Raw genomic sequence first — 18,026 nt, forward strand, 5'->3', positions numbered from 1 at the left:
GGGAGCGGAGGGTCAGGAGCGGGCGGTGTCCGGGCGGCGGTCGGCCGATCGCTTGTCAATGCCGCCCCCGTCGTCCCATCCGATCTCGTCGTCGTCCGGATCGAGCCGTTCGTCCGCCACCGGGTCCTCGTCCGAGATCCCGTCCTCGTCCGCCACCCGGTCCCCGACCTCCACCTCGTCGGTGAACTCGGTCGCGGTCTCGTCCTCCGGCTCGGCGCCGGCCGGGCGAAGGGTGCGCCCGAAGGCGATGAGCGCGGTGAGCGCGCCGACGAAGAGCACCCAGAGGGCCTGGTTCGACCGGTATTCGCTGAGCTGGTCCTGGAGCCCCCGGTCGACCTCGCTGAGCGATCCGGCGGCGGCCAGCAGCCGGGCACCGGCGGTCTGGGTGAGCAGTTCGGCCGCGAGCAGGAGCAGCCCGGGGCCGGCGCCCGCGACCAGGTAGGCGGGCCAGCGCGGCAGGCTGGCCCGGGGGTTCAGCGCGAGGGTCCGGCGTCGGGCCAGGCCGAGGTAGAAGAAGACCAGCAGCCCGGCGACGAGCCCGCCGCCGATCGAGCCGGTACGGGAGAACCACTCCAGGGCGTTGGTCTGCGACTGGTCGGTGTCGCCGTAGCCGTAGAGCGAGAGCAGCGGGTCCTTAAAGATGTTCAGAGCCGTGTTGATCATGAAGACGGTCAGCCCGGCGGCGACCACGGCTCCCACCACCGGCACCGCCCGTACGCCCCCGGCGATCCCGCCGACGGTGGCGGCCGCGGCGACGGTGCCGGCCAGGACCGTGATCGAGTCGCCGTCGCCGTAGCTCAGGGTCACGGTGAGTGCGGCGAGCAGCCCGACGAGCAGCCCGGCGCCGACCGCCGCGGCGAACCTGGGGGTGCTGCGGTGGATCCCGCGCCGGGTGAGCAGGTTGGCCACCACGACGGCCGCCGCGGCGCCGCCGACCATGCTGGCCGAGATCAGGCCGGGCAGCGCGAGCGCGGCCATGGCGATCACGATCGAGTTGATGTCCGAGGAGGTGATCTCGGCCTGGCCGATCCAGAGCATCGCGGCGAGCCAGCCGATCGCCAGCACGCCGAGGCCGAGTGCCGCAGGGGCGTACGTGGGCGGGGTGGTACCGCCGTCCGGCGTCGGTGCGGCCGTGGTGGTGGCCGACCGGTCCGGGGGCGATACCGTGCTGCCGGACTGTGTGCTCATCGTCTCCCCTTCAACGGGTACCCGCCCGCCGCGCCGCCGCAGCGGCGGGAGGGGCGCGGCGTGGTTGGGTCGCCGGGCCTCTCAGCGTACGTGGCGCGCCGGTCCGGGCCACGGGCCGCCTGCGCGGTCCGGTCCCGCCGGGGCCGCTCCGGGTCGTGCCGTGATCCGTCCGGGCCGGCGTGCGTGGGAGGATTGGCCCAGGTCCCACCCCCGGATAACCGGCACCCCCGGTGAACGGGCCACGGCGACCGGCCGACCGGCCGGAACAGGTGGGTCCGATTTCGCCGACGTTGTCGAGATCGTTCAGGAGCATGCGATGGACGCCGTACTTTCCGTACCCGAGCCGCGTAACGAGCCGGTTCGCGACTACGCGCCGGGGAGCGCCGAGCGGGACAGCCTGCAGCGGCGGCTCGGCGAACTGGCCGCGGAGCGGCTGGACCTGCCGATGGCGGTCGGCGGTCGGCAACGGATGGCTGCGGGCGCCGCGATCGACGTCGTACAGCCGCACCGGCACCAGCATGTGCTGGGGGTCACCCACAACGCAACCAACGCGGATGCTCAGGCGGCGGTGACGGCCGCCAAGGAAGCTGCCCCGATGTGGCGCGGTTTGTCCTTTGCCGACCGGGCCGCGGTGTTCCTCCGGGCGGCCGACCTGCTCGCCGGACCGTGGCGGGACACCCTCAACGCCGCGACCATGCTGGGCCAGTCGAAGACGGCGATCCAGGCCGAGATCGACGCCGCCTGTGAGCTGATCGACTTCCTCCGGTTCAACGTGCACTTCGCCCGCAAGCTCCTGGCCGAGCAGCCGAACTCGTCCGCCGGGGTGTGGAACCAGTTCGACCACCGCCCGCTGGAGGGCTTCGTCTACGCGGTCACCCCGTTCAACTTCACCGCGATCGCGGCGAACCTGCCGGCCGCCCCGGCGCTGCTGGGCAACACGGTGGTCTGGAAGCCGGCGCCGACCCAGCAGTTCGCGGCCCACTTCACCATGCAGCTCTTCGAGGCGGCCGGCCTGCCGCCGGGCGTGATCAACATGGTCACCGGGCACGGCGTGGAGGTCTCCGAGGTGGTCCTCGCCGACCCGGATCTCGCCGGCATCCACTTCACCGGTTCGACCAAGGTCTTCCAGCAGCTCTGGCGGACCGTGGGGGAGAACCTGGGCGGCTACCGGGGCTACCCGCGGCTGGTCGGGGAGACCGGCGGCAAGGACTTCGTGATCGCGCACAGCAGCGCCGACGTGGACGCGCTGCACACCGCGCTGGTTCGCGGGGCGTACGAGTACCAGGGTCAGAAGTGTTCGGCGGCGTCCCGGGCGTACGTGCCCCGGTCGTTGTGGGAGGGCGGCCTGCGCGACCGGCTCGCCGCCACCGTCGAGTCACTGAAGTACGGCGACGTCACCGACTTCTCCAACTTCGGCGGCGCGGTGATCGACGCCAGGGCGTTCGCCCGGCACGCCACCGCCCTGGACATGATCAAGAATGCCGATAGCTGCCGGGTGCTCGCCGGTGGCACGGCCGACGACTCGGTCGGTTACTTCGTCCGCCCCACCCTGCTGGAGTGCGACGACCCGGGTCACGAGGTCTTCACCACCGAGTACTTCGGCCCGATCCTCGGCGTGCACGTGTTCGACGACGCCCGGTTCGAGGACGTGGTGGCACAGGCGGAGTCGGTCGCCCCGTACGCGCTGACCGGCTCGATCTTCGCCACCGACCGCCGGGTGCTGGACTGGGCGAGCGGGGCGCTGCGGTACGCGGCCGGCAACTTCTACCTCAACGACAAGCCGACCGGTGCCGTCGTCGGCCAGCAACCGTTCGGTGGCGCCCGGGCCAGCGGCACCAACGACAAGGCCGGCTCCTGGCACAACCTGGCCCGGTGGATCTCCCCCCGGACCATCAAGGAGACCTTCGTCCCCGCGACCGACCACCGTTACCCCCACATGGGCTGACCACCCCCACCCCCACCCCCACCCCGCCCCCGCCCCACCCCCACCCCCACCCCCCGTACGCGATCTAGGGCAGATACGTGTTTTTTGATCTTCATTCACACGTATTTGCCCTAGATCGCGAGAGAAGGGCGAGCGGGGGTACGTGTGGCGGGTGTGGTGGGGCGGTCCGGGTGGATCTTCTGGGCCGGGCGGGTGGATCTTCGGGGTAATTCCCGGAAGATTGCGCGAAATGCCCGAATTGTGGCGTACTCTACCCGGCAGCGCAGGTACTCGATAGTGGTCGGCCCGCCCGAGGGTGGACCACTGTCACCCGGACGGCTGTCCCAGGGGCTTCACATCGGCCACGATATCGAGCATCCTCACTGGACAGTCTGCCACGGACAGTGCACAGTGGAGTACAACCTGCCGCAGATCATGCCAAATCCTAGACGCGACGGCGCCAAAGTGGCAGCGTAAGGGGCATGGCGGATTCAGGAATCAACCCAACGGCAGCAGCTCTACTGGGGCTGCTCCACGAAGGACCAATGACCGGCGGCCAGTTGATGGCCGCCGCCGAGCGGCGACTCGCACCGTACTGGTCGATGACCCGGAGCCAGGTCTACCGGGAACTCCCGGTGCTGGCCGACCAGGGTCTGGTCCGGCTCGGCAAGCCCGGCCCGCGCTCCAGCCAGCCGTACGCGATCACGGCGGCCGGGAAGCGGACATTCTCCCGCTGGCTGACCGACGTGCCGGGGCGCGACACGGTGCGCAACCCGACCGCACTGCGGGTCGCCTTCGGCGAGCAGCACTCGGCGAACCAGCTGCGCAACCTCTACAGCGGGGCGAACGAGTACCACACCGAGGCCCTCGCAATGGCCCGTGAGCAGGCCAAGGACGCCAAGAAGGCCGGTGACTCGTACGGCGCCGCGGCGCTCGAGTTCGCCGTCCAGTACCACAAGGCGGCGCTCTCCTGGCTGAAGACGGCACCGGCCAGTTGATCTCGTACGGGGACCCGTCGCTGAGGGAGTGGGCCGCTTGCGCTGACGGTCGCTATTGTTGACAGTTGTGACCGCTGCCGATTACGCCGACCAGCTCAAAGACCTCGATGCCACGCTACGCAGCATCGAGGCAGTCCTCGATGTCGACCGGCTGCGCCAGGACAAGGTCAAGCTCGAAGAGGCGGCCTCCGCGCCCGACCTGTGGGACGACCAGGTCAAGGCCCAGGAGGTCACCTCCCAGCTCTCGTACGTCAACAGCGAGATCGAGCGACTGGGCAGCCTGCGCAGCCGCCTCGACGACGCCTACGTCCTGCTGGAACTGGCCGAGGCGGAGGACGACCCCGGGGTGCTCGGCGAGGTGGAGACCGAGATCGGCGGGCTCGGCAAGGCCATCCAGGAGATGGAGGTCCGCACCCTGCTCTCCGGTGAGTACGACTCGCGTCAGGCGCTGGTCGCGATCCGGGCCGGTGCGGGCGGGGTGGACGCCGCCGACTTCGCCGAGATGCTGCTGCGCATGTACCTGCGCTGGGCGGAACGGCACGGGTACCCGACCGAGGTCTACGAGACGTCGTACGCCGAGGAGGCGGGGCTGAAGTCGGCCACCTTCGCGGTGAAGTTCCCGTACGCGTACGGCACTCTCAGTGTTGAGTCGGGCACTCACCGGCTGGTCCGGATCAGCCCGTTCGACAACCAGGGGCGGCGGCAGACGAGCTTCGCCGGCGTCGAGGTGCTACCCGTCACCGAGCAGACCGACCACATCGACATCGCGGAGAACGAGATCCGGGTCGACGTGTACCGGTCGTCCGGGCCAGGTGGACAGAGCGTGAACACGACCGACTCTGCGGTACGGATCACACACATCCCCACCGGCATCGTGGTCACCTGCCAGAACGAGAAGTCCCAACTGCAGAACAAGGCGTCCGCGATGCGGGTGCTGCAGTCGCGGCTGTTGGAGCGCAAGCGCCAGGAGGAGCAGGCCCGACTGGCCGGGCTCAAGACCGACGCGGCCGGCTCCTGGGGCGACCAGATGCGCTCCTACGTGCTGCACCCTTATCAGATGGTGAAGGATCTGCGAACTGAGCAGGAGACCGGCAATCCGACCGCGGTCTTCGACGGGGAGCTGGATGGCTTCATCGAGGCGGGAATCCGCTGGCGCAAGCAGCGTCAGCTCGCTGGCGAGGTGGCCTGAGCGATGGCCCGCCGGGGCGCACCAAGCGCCGACGGCGGGCCACTCCTTTCCGACATTGCGGGCCGATTGATGGCCCGTGGGGCTTGGACTTTTCGTTACACCGCGTAGACTCACGACCCGTGATTCAGCTTGAGCAAGTGACGAAGACGTACCCGAAGGCGTCCCGGCCATCGCTCGACGACGTGTCGGTCTCGATCGAGAAGGGTGAGTTCGTCTTCTTCATCGGTCCCTCCGGATCCGGCAAGTCGACGATCATCAAGCTGCTGCTGCATGAGGTGACTCCCAGTAAGGGCAAGGTCGTGGTCAACAGCCGCGACGTCACCGGCATGCGCTCCTGGAAGATCCCGAACTTCCGACGCTCTATCGGCTGCGTCTTCCAGGACTTCCGGCTGCTGCCCAACCGCACCGCGTACGAGAACGTTGCCTTCGCCCTCGAGGTGATCGGCAAGACCAAGGCGGTCGCCCGCCGGGTCGTGCCCGAGGTGCTGGAACTGGTCGGCCTCGGCGGCAAGGAGCACCGCTACCCGCACGAACTGTCCGGTGGCGAGCAGCAGCGGGTGGCGGTGGCGCGGGCGTTCGTGAACCGGCCGCTGATCCTGCTGGCCGACGAGCCCACCGGAAACCTCGACCCGGACACGTCCATCGAGATCATGCGTCTGCTGGACCGGATCAACCGCACCGGTACCACGGTCGTGATGGTTACCCACGACTCCAACATCGTCAACCAGATGCGCCGCCGCGTCATCGAGATCGAGAGTGGTCGCATCGTGCGCGACCAGGCCCGTGGCGTCTACGGCTGAGCCCCGGCGCTCAGACGGCCGACCCGGCCCTGACCTGACGACGAACGACCCTCTGCGGAGATCCGGAAGGAACCCCCGATGCGCGTGAAATACGTCCTGTCCGAGGTATTGGTCGGACTGTGGCGCAACGTGACGATGACCATCGCGATGATCATCACGATGGCCGTGTCGTTGACGATGCTGGGTGCCAGCGGCCTGATGTACCTTCAGGTCGACACCATGAAGGACTTCTACTACGACAAGATCGAAGTCGCGATCTTCCTGAAGGTCGACATCCCGGACGACCAGCGGTTGGGGCTCGAGGGCGAGCTGAAGAGCGACCCGCTCGTCGAGCAGGTCATCTTCGAGTCGGGTGAGGACGCGTACAACAAGTTCCGGACCATGTTCCAGGACGCGCCCGACCTGGTGAACGCGGTCAAGCCGGAGCAGCTCCCCGAGTCGTTCCGGGTGAAACTGAAGAACCCGGAGGAATACCAGGCCGTCTACGAGAAGTACAAGGACACCGAGGGCGTCGACGAGATCGTCGACCAGCGGCGACTTCTCGACAAGATCTTCAACATCCTCAGCGCGGTGCAGAAGATGGGCCTGGTGGCCGCCTCGATCATGGCGATCGCCGCCCTCCTCCTCGTCGGTAACACGATCCAGGTCGCCGCGTACAGCAAGCGCCGCGAGGTCGCGGTCATGAAACTCGTCGGTGCGTCCAACTGGTTCATCCAGGCACCATTCGTGCTCGAGGCGGTGGTGGCCGGTCTCATCGGTTCCCTCATCGGCTTCGGCGCGCTGGTCCTGGGCAAGGTCTTCCTGCTGGACGGCTCGCTACGGGACCTGACCGACCTGCTCACCCCGATCGAGTGGAGCCGGGTGCTGCTGATGCTGCCGCTGATGGCCGGCGCCGGCTGTCTGGTCAGCGCGGTCACCGCCTGGGTCACCCTCCGCTTCTACCTGCGGGTCTAGCTTCCGGTACGGGTCGCGTTCGCCCCGTTCGGGGTGTAATCGGACACAAGGGCCTTCGGTGGCGCGAAAAGCGCTAACCGGAGGCCCTTGTGCACGAGGTAGCATTGCGCGGCCGTCAACGGAGTCCGGCGGCCGTCAACGCAGCGGAGAGGGGTGGCGCGGATGCCACGGGAGAAGGGGCGCAAGGTCGTCGCCTCCAACCGGAAGGCGCGCCACGACTACGCCATTCTCGACACGTACGAGGCGGGCATGGCGTTGACCGGCACCGAGGTCAAGTCCCTGCGCGCCGGCCGCGCCTCGCTGGTCGACGCCTTCGCCCAGGAGCGCAGCGGGGAGCTGTTCCTGCACGGGATGCACATCCCGGAGTACACCCAGGGCACCTGGACCAACCACGAGCCCCGCCGTACCCGCAAGCTGCTGCTCAACCGGATCGAGATCAACCGGCTGCTCGGCAAGCTGAAGGAGAGCGGCCTGACCCTGGTCCCGCTCTCGGTCTACTTCAACGACGGCTGGGCGAAGGTGGAGATCGGCCTCGCCCGGGGTAAGAAGTCGTACGACAAGCGCCAGGACCTGGCCAAGCGGGACGCCGACCGGGAGATCGCGAAGGCGGCCGGCCGGCGCGGCAAGGGCATGGACTGACCTGACCTGGGGCGACGCGCCGGGACGGGGATCCGGAATTAACCCGGTGGCGCGAGGCGTTAAGGTTGGGGTGGCTGCCACGTCAGGTGGCCCTGTCTAGGGGGTGACTGGTTTCGACTTCGTACGCTGCGTCAGGGGAAGCGAGCCGAGGAAGCCGACGTCGTCTCGAGAATCGGTCGTCGGAAACCAATAAGCGCCAAGCACAATCGCGCTGACTTCGCTCTCGCCGCCTGAGGCGAGTAGCAAGTCTGTCGGCCTGGGAGTGCCTTCGTCCCAGTCTGCCGGCATCAGCTAGAAGGCTGGCCAATCGAACCCGGTCGCGGGGTTCGTGCGGCGAGATTAATCAGCGACTGGGCCCGTCACACCAACTCGCTCGCGTGATCGGTGGGGCCGAGTAGAGGCATAGCGAGCTGCGCTCGGAGAAGTCCTGACAATCCGACGAAGGACCCGGGTTCGATTCCCGGCACCTCCACCAGCGCTCTGCGCCTCGGTCCTCGGACCGGGGCGCAGAGTCGTTTTACCCGCTCTGTGCCCCGGAGGGGATCGACCGGGGACGGATCGAGCACTCCGGAGGCTGGACACCGACGGGGTGGTGGACTCACCATCAGCTCAGGCGGTAGGCGCTCAAGGAGGTGCGTCATGGTGACCGGCCCGATTCAGCACCCGGTGGCGGCGTTCCCGACCGGCGACCCGATCGCCCTGCGCGCGGCGCGGCGGCACCGGGTCACCCTGCTCCGCGAGATCCACGCCTTCGAACAGGCCCTGGCCGGTCCGGCCGACGATCCCGACTGGCGACACCGCGTCGCGCTCCGGCTGGACGGGCTGCGGGGCGAGTTCACCGAGCACGTCAGGCTGACCGAGGGACGGTCAGGGCTCTACGCCGAACTGCTCGACCGGGCACCACGGCTGGCCCGGACCGTACATGTGCTGCTGCGCGAGCACGCCGCGGTGGCCGCCGTACTCGCCGCGCTGCAACGGCGGGCGCAACTGCCCGAGGCGACCACGGAGGAACTGCGGGGCTGGGCCGGTGACCTGCTGCGGGAACTGTCCCGGCACCGGCAGCGCGGGGCCGACCTCGTCTACCGGGCCTACGGCACCGACATCGGCCGCCCGAGCTGACCGGGCCGGACCTGGTCGTCCCGGTCGGAGCGGTCCGACGCGCCGACGACCGGGTGTACGGAACCCGACAGCGCCGGACGACGTCTGATCGACATGCGACGTTTTCCCGCCCCGCTGGGCCTAGCGATGTTGTTGACCCTCGCCGCATGCGCACAGCCGGACACCTCGACCGGATCGGCCGCACCCGACCGCCGGGAGGAGGCGTTCCAGCAGCGGGCGACCGAGGTCGCGGCGGCCTGGCAGGCGGCGGTACCACCGGACTGGCGCACCGGGTACGTCCCGTTGCAGGAGCCGACCGTGGTGCCCGCCGACGCCAGGCTCGGTGAGGACACCAAGCAGGCCCTCATCGCGGGGTGGTACCGGGAGCGGGCACCGCTGCCGTCCGCCGTTCCGGCCGACGGCATGATCGTCTTCCCGGACGGGAAGCTCACCGTGCCACTGGTGAGCGCGGTGGACGCGTACCGCCAACTCGACCAGGGTGACCCGCCGCCCTGTCCGAAGGGTCCGAAGCTCCCGCCGCCGCCCGTACCGGCCGACAGCGGGCCGGACGGCTCGGTCAGCGGGCCGGCGATGATCGCCTGCACCCCGCTCACCGTCACCAAGGTCGAGCTGGGCACGACCACCATCCGAACCAGCCGGGGCGAGGCCACGGTGCCGGCCTGGCTGTTCACCGTCGACGAGCTCGCCACCCGGATCGCCCGGGTCGCGGTCGCCGCGAGCGCGACCGGGACCCCGCCGGAGCCGCCCGCCCCCGCCGACACCCCGGCCGAGGGGCTGGTGGGCGCGCAGGACCTGGTCGGGACCGACGGGTCCAAACTGACCTACCGGCTCGGCGTCGGCGCCTGCGACACCGAGGTCACCCCACTCGTACGGGAACAGGACGACCTGGTGCTGCTCGGCGGTACGGCAGTCCGGTCCGACGGCATCTGCACCGACCAACTGGTGCTGCAACCGGTCACGGTGACCCTGGAGGCGCCGCTTGCCGCCCGTACCGTGCTCGACGCCTCCTCCGGACGGCCGCTGATCCTGACCACGGCCCGCTGATCCTCCTCGGCGGCCCGGTCCGGGCAGCCGCGCTCGCGCGGCGCGCCCTGATCCGCCGGCGGTCTCCCTGCCGTCGGCGGGTCAGGGCAGTTCGATCGGCAGGGTGATCCCGTCCAGGCTGCGCGCGCAGGCGCAGGATCGGTCCAGGGGCAGCGTCGCGACCGCGTCGAGGAGCAGTTCGCGCAGCCGTTCCGTGTTCTCCCCGAAGACCCGGAACACCTCCTCGTGGGTGACGCCCTCGCCACCCTCCACGCCGGCGTCCAGGTCGGTGACCAGGGCGACCGAGGTGTAGCAGAGTTCCAGCTCACGGGCGAGTACGGCCTCCGGATGCCCGGTCATGTTGATCACCGAACCGCCGATCGCGGTGAACCACCGGGACTCCGCCCGGGTGGAGAAGCGCGGACCCTCGACCACCACCATGGTCCCGCCGTCGTGGGCGTCGATGCCCTGCCGCTGCGCCGTGGTCAGCACCGCACGCCGACCGTCCGGGCAGTACGGGTCGGCGAACGAGACGTGCACCGCACCGGTGTCGTAGTACGTCTGCTCCCGGCCACTGGTCCGGTCGATCAACTGGTCCGGCACCACGAACGTGCCCGGCCCCAGTTCCGGCCGCAGGCCGCCGACCGCGCACGGGGCGAGGATCTGCCGTACGCCGAGCGAGCGCAGCGCCCACAGGTTGGCCCGGTACGGGATCCGGTGCGGCGGGTACCGGTGATCGCGCCCGTGCCGGGGCAGGAACGCCACCGGTCGGCCGGCGATCTCGGCGATCGTGATCGGGTCGGACGGGGCGCCGTACGGGGTCTGTACGGCGTGCTCGGTGGCACCGTCCAGGAGGGCGTAGAGGCCGGAGCCTCCGATGATGGCAAGCTCTGCGTCTGCACTCACGGGCCTACCCTGCCATCCCCGACCGCTCCGGTGCCCGGTAGCCCCGCCACACGCCAATCAGCGCTGTTACCGGCAAGTGGACCACTGTCGGGACGATCCGGACGGTCCGGCTTATCGCCGGTTGCTCAACTCGCACTGGCCGTCCAGACCTTAGCCAGCGACAGCCGTGCAAGCTATGGTGCGAGGCATGGCGTTGACTGCGCGCATGGTCGCGTTTGACGGTGTGGATCCGGTATGGCCGACGGTGTTCGGCCCCTCCCGTGACTGCGCCTCCGAGTAGAGATGTCCGGCGTACAGGGTGAGGGGCAGGCGATCGGGGGGCGCGCCATGGCGTCGATGACCGGGCAACTGCTGGTCGCGACTCCGTCTCTGAAGGATCCCAACTTCGACCGTACGGTGGTGCTGCTGGTCGCGCACGAGCCCGGCGGCGCCCTCGGGGTGGTGCTCAACCGCGCCACCGAGGTGCCGGTGGCCGATGTGCTCGGCGCCTGGGGCAGCCTGGCCGGTGAGCCCGCGGTCCTGTTCGAGGGTGGGCCGGTGCAGCCGGAGTCGGCGATCTGCCTGGCCCGGATGCGCACCCCGGTACGCCGGGTGAAGGGCTTCCACCAGGTGTCCGGTGCGGTCGGCACGGTGGACCTCTCCGTCGACCCGGAGCGGATCGGTGACGCGGTCTCCGGAATCCGGGTCTTCGCCGGCTACTCGGGTTGGTCACCGGGGCAACTGGAGGCGGAGATCGAGAGTGGGTCGTGGTTCGTCCTGGACGCCCTGCCCGGTGACGCGTTCGTCGACCGGCCGGACGACCTGTGGCCGATGGTGCTGCGTCGCCAGGGCGGCATGATGGCCGCGGTGGCCCACTTCCCGCCGGACGTGGCCCTGAACTAGCTGGTCGGGGGCGGGTTGCCGGAGGCGACCCCCTCGGAGATGACCTAGCAGCGGGGCATGTGTAATATTGCGCGAGTGCCCGAGAGATCGGGCAGGCAAGACAGAGCGGTTGAGCAAGCTAGGGGCCGTGGCGCAGCTGGTAGCGCACCACACTGGCAGTGTGGGGGTCAGGGGTTCGAGTCCCCTCGGCTCCACCCTAGGGCGAAGGCCCTGGTCGAACCCACTCGGGTCGACCAGGGCCTTACTTTATTGGTTGTATCCGGCTGGCTGTACTGTGCCAAATCGGCCCACGCTGACGGTTTCATCGTCACGGTCGGCGGCGGATCGACCGCGAGGCACAACGCTTGGTTCATCGCGTACATCGGGCGAAGCTGCTCGGTACAGCGGCCCGCAAGGCGTGTGGGCCGTTGATCTGTCGGCGCGACGCGGCGGCGCCAGCGGTGTTCCTCGTGGCGGGTGAGGAAGAATCAACCCATGAGCACCGACCTCGCCCTGCTCCTGGGCACCCAGGAGACCGCTGCCCTGGAGTTCAAACGGGAGGCGACGGACCGTAACGCCATCCGAAAGGCAATTTGTGCGCTAGCTAACGATTTGCCGGGAGCGGGCGGTGGACATCTCATCATCGGGGTGGACGACGGGGGTCAACCGGTCCGGGGCATGGATATCTCCGATGCGGCACTCCTTAGAATCACCGAATATCGTGACCAAGGTTTGATTCTGGACCGGCCTTCCATGGTGGTCTCCGCTGAGAAATTTGACGGCGTTGATGTCATTCTGATCCGGGTAAACGCCTCGCGTACGCCTCCGGTGCGCTTCGACAACGTCGTCTACGTACGCCCAGGGCCGACCACTCGACGGGCGATGCGGGACGACGAGCGGGTCCTGTCCGAGCGGCGACGCTCCTTTGAGACGCCGTTCGACGTCCGAGTCGTGCCGGGGGGCGAACTGGATGACCTAGACCTCGAACTCTTTCGGTCGGAGTACCTGCGCCAGGCGGTCGATCAGTCAGTGCTCGACGAGAATCACCGTTCCATCGAGCAGCAACTCGCCTCACTCCGCCTTGCGGATGTCGACGGCACGCCGTCCGTGCTCGGGCTCCTCCTCGTCGGGCTGAACCCGACCGTGCGACTGCCGGGAGCCTACGTGCAGTTCGTGCGTTACGAAGGAATCGACGTCGGCGGTGCGATCCTCGACGAGCAGGACATCCGTTCGAATGTGATTGGCGCGGCGGAACGCTTGGAATTCGTCCTCAAGGGCCATCTGCATACGCGTCTGGTGGAGGTCAGCGGATTCCGTGAGGAGCAGAGGCCCGACTATCCGTTCGACGCCCTGCGTGAGGTGTGCATGAATGCGATCATGCACCGGAATTACGAGTCCTCGAATGCGCCGCTGCGAATTGCATGGTTTGACGATCGAGTCGAGGTCACGAACCCTGGAGGTCCATTCGGACAGGTGCGGGCGGACAACTTCGACAGAGTCAACGACTACCGGAATCCGTCGCTCGCTGCGGCGATGAAGTCACTGGGATACGTCAACCAGTTCGGCCGAGGCATCGGCCGTATCAAGAGCGCCTTGAGTCGAAACGGAAATCCGGAGCCCGTTTTTGTGGTCGATGACTCCTCCTGGACGGTGACGATGAGGAGCGCCAGGTGATTTCCGTAGCGATGTTCAACAACAAGGGTGGCGTCGGAAAGACCACCCTCACCTATCACCTCGCGCACATGCTCCAGCGACTCGGGCACCGGGTTCTCGCGGTTGATCTCGATCCGCAGTCGAACCTGACCGCGGCGTTCCTCGACGAGGACGCGCTCGGCCTGCTGTGGAACGAGACCGCCACGCCAGCGTGGGGTGGCCCGCATCAGCAGCGTCTGTGGGCGGCCGCGGATCGAGGGTCAGGCACGGTGGTGACCGCCCTCCAGCCGATTATGGACGGTGTCGGTGACATCGAGACCATGCTGCCGGTGACCATCACGCAGGACCTATGGCTGCTCCCCGGAGACCTGGACCTGAGCAGGTTCGAAGACCGCCTCTCCGACGCCTGGCCCCGTGGCTTCACCGGCAATGACCAGGCGGCGCTCCGGGTAACGACCGCATTCCATCGGATCATTCGGCAGGCGGCCGAAGAGGTTGACGCTGAGATAGTCCTCATCGATGTCGGCCCGAACCTGGGCGCGATCAATCGGGCGGCCCTGCTCGCGGCGGACGCGGTGCTGATGCCGTTGGCGGCCGACCTCTTCTCCCTCCGTGGTCTGAAGAACCTGGGGCCGACCCTACGGGAGTGGCGTTCGATCTGGCGGGAGACCGTTCTGCCCAAGGTTCCGTCGAGAATCAGCGCGCCCAGGGGAACGATGGCGCCCCTGGGGTACGTCATCATGCAACCAACCATGCGACTCGACCGGCCGGTACGTGCGTACCAGCGATGGTTGGAGAGAATCCCTACCGTGTTCGCCACAGCCGTGCTTGACCAGGCCGATTTCGACATCGGCCAGCAGTACGAGATCGCCACTCTGAGGAACTATCAGAGCCTCATGCCATTGGCACATGATGCGCGTAAACCGATGTTCGACCTGCGGTCGGCCGATGGTGCACTCGGTAGTACCCAGACGCTTGTCCAACGGTGCCATCAGGATTTCAGGGCGCTGAGCCGTGAGCTGCTGCGCCGGTTGGACATGTCACACGACGATCGTTGAGCGTGGATGCGGGCTCGCTTGGTATGCGGTCTTCGATGTCTGGGAGGTGCCGCCGAACCCGGTCGGCGCCAGGGTCTCCGAGCGGGTTGAGGGTGTGAAGTGTGCGGCGGACCCGTGCTCGCCTTCGGCAGCTCGGCTGCTCCGGCTTTGTGGCCACGGTGCGAGCTGGGTCGGACCTGCGTCCCTGCTCTACGCATCCACTGGCGCTTCCCGCTCGGGAAGCGCCAGTTCTGTCTGTGTGGACCCTGTCCGGAGCCTTCGGCCGTAGTCATGGGCGCGGCCCCAGTATGGCGGTGCCTTACGCCTGGACCCAGAACTGCCACCCCTGCGGTGCGGGCGGCCAGGTCGGGTCCGGTTGCCAACTCTGCGGCGGCGCCCAACCGGGAGGGGGCGTGGGCCAACCCGGTGGGACGACGAACCGCCACACCGGTGCCGTTGCCACATCCTGAACGGTCGAGGTCTTGGCATGGGTGGCCGGGACCACGCCAGTCGCGCTCGGGGGCGCATCAAGCCAGGCGTCGGAAAGCTCGCTTGCCTTCGACATCTTCACCGAGATATCGGCCTTGACACGGTTGCCCTTGAGGATCGCGCGCGCTGCCGTGGTCAGCCCCATGCCGCTGAGGTGGGCGATCACCGGCAGGATCTCGTCTGAGGTCGCCGGGCTCAACGTGCCGGCTGCGGAACCGTTGATCCTGACCTCGACGAGCGTACGGCTGGATCGCGCCCGCTGAATTTCAACCTCGTGCAACGTCACGTAAACCCACGATTCGCCCTTGGTGCTGACTAGGGCGGCGAGATGTGCCATGTGCTTCTCTTCGCCACTTACCTGCACAGCCCGTCCGGTTGGCAGCACGGTGTGAAGCTCCGACGGTGGCATGTTCGTCGGTACGATCATGTGCGGTTCCGCGAGGTCGAGCCGCACCGAACCAACGAACGTTCGGCGGCGCGGATTATCCCAGTCCTCCCGCTCCTCCGCCCACACTCGGGCCCGAACCTGGGGTGTCCAGCCCTGGTCGAAAAGCGCGGTCAGAACAGGGGAATACAGCGCTGCCTGCTCCTTGGGCAGGTAGCCGACGTGACGACCGGAGCAGACCACCTTGATCGCGTTGCGATCGAACTTATTGCCGGGCTTCGGTATGAGGTGGGCCTGCACCATGATCTCGTTGCCGTGGGGCTTGAAATCTCGTCCGAACAAGGCCCGGATGTCCTTCGCGTAGTTGGACTCCCCGGAAACCTCCTGATCGCACCATCCGCGCTGGCCCCACAAGTCAAACGGTCGAGTCACCGAAGCACGGTACCGCTTTGAAGATCAAAGGCATGTTCCCCTGAATGGACACCGGCCTTGTCGGAAAACCGACACGTCGCACTCGTCTATCCCCCAGAAGAAGGGCCCCTCGCAGATGAAAAAGGCCGTGGTCCAACTTTGGCGCCGTTGCGGTCGCGGTTCCTCCGGACCGGGTACGCGGAACAGGTCTGGTTGCCTTGCGTGGCTTACGCCGAGGCCCGGGATGCGACTGCTTCGCGACTTCCTCCGCGTAGCGCTGGTGGTTGAGTTCGAGGAGCCGGTCCAACACCTCGACCGTGACGACGCGCTCGGGCTGCGGGCGAGGGGCCGCGCCCGATGGCGATCGCCCATCCGCGGGGAAGTCGCGGGTGGACGATCTGCGGTCCTGCTCAGTGGTGGCCAGACGAGCCGTGGTTTGTCGGTCGTACCCGGGCGGACGGGCGGCGGTCAGGCCGCCACCGGGGCCACGGCCGGTACGGCGCCGGTGGTGCCCGTCGAACCGTCGGCACCGCTCGTGGGACGTACCCGGTCGGTGTTGGAATTCTCTTCCGGGTGCACCGGCGGTGCCGGCTCGATCGCGGCCAGCCGCCAGCAGAGTACGGCGACGACGAGCAGCCCCACACCGGTGACGATGAGCGGGACGATCGGACCCGTCGCCGGTTGCCAGTCGCCGCCGAGCGGGTTGTAGCTTGCCGGCGAGGCCATGGGCGGGATGCCGCGGGTGTACCGCGCCTCGGCGACGAGCAGGGCGTAGAGCTGGATGGGCACCGTGATGACGATGATCGCCCGTACGGCCAGCGCGGTCTGCCCGGTGGTCAGGGTGCCGCCGCGGGTGATGATCCAGGCGGCGAGCAGCAGCGCCCCGCTCAGGACGGGCAGCAGGTAGCGGCCCTGTCCGACGAACCCACCGGTCGCGTCGGCGTTCACCGCGTCGAGAACGGACGCGACGCCCACCGCGCCACCGACGACGATGAGCAGCCGCCACCGGTCGACACCGCTGCCTACCAGCGCGGCGAGGAGCAGCAGCGCGCCGGCCGGCAACTGCCACAGGACGTACGCCGATCCGGACAGGTGTACGTCGAGCCAGCCGAGCTCACCGACCATCTGGTCGATGAGCTGTGGCCAGCGACCCACCACGTGCACCATGATCTGGCCGGGACCGAAGCCGGCCGGTGTGCCCCCGGCGAGTTTGCTCGCCTTCATCACGACGATCCACAGCACCGACAGCACGCTGACGACCGTGACGACCAGGGTGGCGATCCGCAGCGACCGGTCGACGACCAGGCGGCGCAGGTTGGCCCAGCGCAGCGGGAGCAGCAGGGCGCCGAGCGCCAGGGCGAGCCAGGCCGGACCACCGCTGCGGACACTGACCAGGATGGCGGCGCTGATCACGACGAGGGTGAGCATCCAGGTGGGCGGCCGGTCGTCCCGGGGCCCGGCGAGGACGGACAGGCCGGCGGCGAAGAGCAGGATGCCGGCGGCGATCTCGACGCCGTTGGGGTTGACCGCGCCGGCCATGTTGATCGCGATCGGGCTCGTACCGAGCAGCAGCGCGCCGAGCAGCAGGGGGCGCCGCGAGCGGACGATGCAAACCACCGCGAAGGCGAGCAACGTGGCGGCGACCATGCCGGTGAGCAGCCGTACGCCCATCACCCCCCGCATGTCGGGCCAGATCTTGAGTGGCAGCCCGACCGCCGCGTAGTACACCGGGTTGTACCGTCCCGCCGGGTTGCCGACCTCGACCGGGGTGAGGTCACGGCCGTCCGGGGCCTTGGCGCAGGCTGCCGACACCTCGGGACGCATCTGCCAGCAGATGTCCGCGGCCTTCACCAGGCTCGCCGGCACCTTGTGGAAGGCGCCGGTGCCGAGCGAGGCCGCCTCCGGCTTCAGGAACACGTCGCCGCTCACGACGCCGTACGCGCGGTAGATGTGCGCTATCTCGTCCGCGTTGCCGTTGTACGGGCTGGCGAGGGACCAACCGGTGATGACGAGGAAGAACCCGGCGAACGCCAGGGACCAAAGCCGTGGAAGGTGCAACTCACACTCCGAGTTAGGAGGGATGTCGGCACCTGTTCCGGCCGACGCCCGGCGGGGCGCGATGTTATCAGGGCCGGACGTTCCTGAAGGGGCGACGGCCCAGCTCGGCGACGGGTCCGTCACCGCGCGGGTAGGCCCCGGCTCGCGTGGAACCCGCCGACTACGGGGCGACGACCGAGTTGTCGGTCACGTCGACGATCCTGATCGCTTCCATCGGGCACGTCTCCGCGGCCTCGACGACGTCGTCGTCCGGGTCGAGCAGCTCGGCCCGCGGACGTGCCCCGTCGTCGGTGAGTTCGAACCGGCCCCGCGCGATGGACACGCAGTTGCCGGAGGACACGCAGGCGTTCGGGTTGACTGAGACCCGCCACCGGGTAGTGGTCACGGCTTTC

At 68.5% G+C, this 18,026-nt stretch carries 16 protein-coding genes, 1 tRNA gene and 1 other RNA gene; 13 read left to right on the plus strand and 5 right to left on the minus strand.

Going from position 1 to position 18,026, the window contains the following annotated elements; genetic code table 11:
• Positions 1-12 precede the first annotated feature (12 nt).
• Entirely contained in the window at positions 13-1,188 is a 1,176-nt protein-coding gene (locus ACWEFB_RS02865; protein ID WP_452281612.1) for a hypothetical protein, read from the minus strand.
• Between the two features lie 316 nt (positions 1,189-1,504).
• Between ACWEFB_RS02865 and pruA the strand changes: the two genes are divergently transcribed.
• From pruA to ACWEFB_RS02910, 9 genes are all read left to right on the plus strand, one after another.
• Entirely contained in the window at positions 1,505-3,133 is a 1,629-nt protein-coding gene (gene pruA / locus ACWEFB_RS02870; RefSeq protein WP_452281614.1) for an L-glutamate gamma-semialdehyde dehydrogenase, read from the plus strand.
• Positions 3,134-3,594: 461 nt separating this feature from the next.
• A complete protein-coding gene (locus tag ACWEFB_RS02875; RefSeq protein WP_326560839.1) occupies positions 3,595-4,110 on the plus strand; it encodes a PadR family transcriptional regulator in 516 nt (171 codons plus the stop codon).
• A gap of 67 nt (positions 4,111-4,177) precedes the next feature.
• A complete protein-coding gene (prfB, locus tag ACWEFB_RS02880; RefSeq protein WP_326560838.1) occupies positions 4,178-5,299 on the plus strand; it encodes a peptide chain release factor 2 in 1,122 nt (373 codons plus the stop codon).
• A gap of 119 nt (positions 5,300-5,418) precedes the next feature.
• Entirely contained in the window at positions 5,419-6,099 is a 681-nt protein-coding gene (gene ftsE, locus ACWEFB_RS02885; RefSeq protein WP_326560837.1) for a cell division ATP-binding protein FtsE, read from the plus strand.
• A 78-nt stretch (positions 6,100-6,177) separates the two neighbouring features.
• The gene (gene ftsX / locus ACWEFB_RS02890) at positions 6,178-7,053 is read left to right on the plus strand and encodes a permease-like cell division protein FtsX (RefSeq protein WP_452281617.1); all 876 of its coding nucleotides are present in this window, start codon (positions 6,178-6,180) and stop codon (positions 7,051-7,053) included.
• 162 nt (positions 7,054-7,215) lie between these two features.
• Positions 7,216-7,692, plus strand: coding sequence for an SsrA-binding protein SmpB (gene smpB / locus ACWEFB_RS02895; RefSeq protein ID WP_326560835.1), 477 nt, complete (start codon positions 7,216-7,218; stop codon positions 7,690-7,692).
• A 99-nt stretch (positions 7,693-7,791) separates the two neighbouring features.
• Positions 7,792-8,167: a transfer-messenger RNA gene (ssrA, locus tag ACWEFB_RS02900) on the plus strand.
• A 164-nt stretch (positions 8,168-8,331) separates the two neighbouring features.
• The gene (locus ACWEFB_RS02905; protein WP_326560834.1) at positions 8,332-8,811 is read left to right on the plus strand and encodes a hypothetical protein; all 480 of its coding nucleotides are present in this window, start codon (positions 8,332-8,334) and stop codon (positions 8,809-8,811) included.
• A gap of 93 nt (positions 8,812-8,904) precedes the next feature.
• Positions 8,905-9,855, plus strand: a complete 951-nt coding sequence (locus ACWEFB_RS02910) for a hypothetical protein (protein WP_452281620.1) — start codon at positions 8,905-8,907, stop codon at positions 9,853-9,855.
• Between the two features lie 81 nt (positions 9,856-9,936).
• Here the strand turns inward: ACWEFB_RS02910 and ACWEFB_RS02915 are convergent, their stop codons facing one another.
• Entirely contained in the window at positions 9,937-10,740 is an 804-nt protein-coding gene (locus tag ACWEFB_RS02915) for an S-methyl-5'-thioadenosine phosphorylase (RefSeq protein ID WP_452281622.1), read from the minus strand.
• A gap of 282 nt (positions 10,741-11,022) precedes the next feature.
• Here ACWEFB_RS02915 and ACWEFB_RS02920 point away from each other — a divergent pair, with 282 nt between their 5' ends.
• The 4 genes from ACWEFB_RS02920 (at position 11,023) to ACWEFB_RS02935 (ending at position 14,312) form a co-directional block, all read left to right on the plus strand.
• Complete coding sequence (locus ACWEFB_RS02920; protein WP_326560831.1) at positions 11,023-11,622, plus strand: YqgE/AlgH family protein; 600 nt, start codon at positions 11,023-11,025, stop codon at positions 11,620-11,622.
• Between the two features lie 121 nt (positions 11,623-11,743).
• Positions 11,744-11,816: transfer RNA gene (locus ACWEFB_RS02925), tRNA-Ala, on the plus strand.
• 280 nt (positions 11,817-12,096) lie between these two features.
• Complete coding sequence (locus ACWEFB_RS02930) at positions 12,097-13,275, plus strand: ATP-binding protein (protein ID WP_452281624.1); 1,179 nt, start codon at positions 12,097-12,099, stop codon at positions 13,273-13,275.
• Positions 13,272-14,312, plus strand: a complete 1,041-nt coding sequence (locus ACWEFB_RS02935; protein ID WP_452281626.1) for a ParA family protein — start codon at positions 13,272-13,274, stop codon at positions 14,310-14,312. Before ACWEFB_RS02930 ends, ACWEFB_RS02935 begins: the two co-directional genes overlap by 4 nt.
• Before the next feature lie 298 nt (positions 14,313-14,610).
• Here ACWEFB_RS02935 and ACWEFB_RS02940 read toward each other — a convergent pair whose 3' ends face one another.
• The 3 genes from ACWEFB_RS02940 to ACWEFB_RS02950 all read right to left on the minus strand — a co-directional run bounded on the left by ACWEFB_RS02940 (position 14,611) and on the right by ACWEFB_RS02950 (position 18,019).
• Positions 14,611-15,597, minus strand: a complete 987-nt coding sequence (locus tag ACWEFB_RS02940; protein ID WP_452281628.1) for an HIRAN domain-containing protein — start codon at positions 15,595-15,597, stop codon at positions 14,611-14,613.
• A gap of 447 nt (positions 15,598-16,044) precedes the next feature.
• Complete coding sequence (locus ACWEFB_RS02945) at positions 16,045-17,634, minus strand: DUF2142 domain-containing protein (protein WP_452281630.1); 1,590 nt, start codon at positions 17,632-17,634, stop codon at positions 16,045-16,047.
• A gap of 160 nt (positions 17,635-17,794) precedes the next feature.
• The gene (locus ACWEFB_RS02950) at positions 17,795-18,019 is read right to left on the minus strand and encodes a ferredoxin (RefSeq protein ID WP_452281632.1); all 225 of its coding nucleotides are present in this window, start codon (positions 18,017-18,019) and stop codon (positions 17,795-17,797) included.
• Positions 18,020-18,026 lie beyond the last annotated feature (7 nt).

The organism is Micromonospora sp. NPDC004704 (assembly GCF_053601675.1).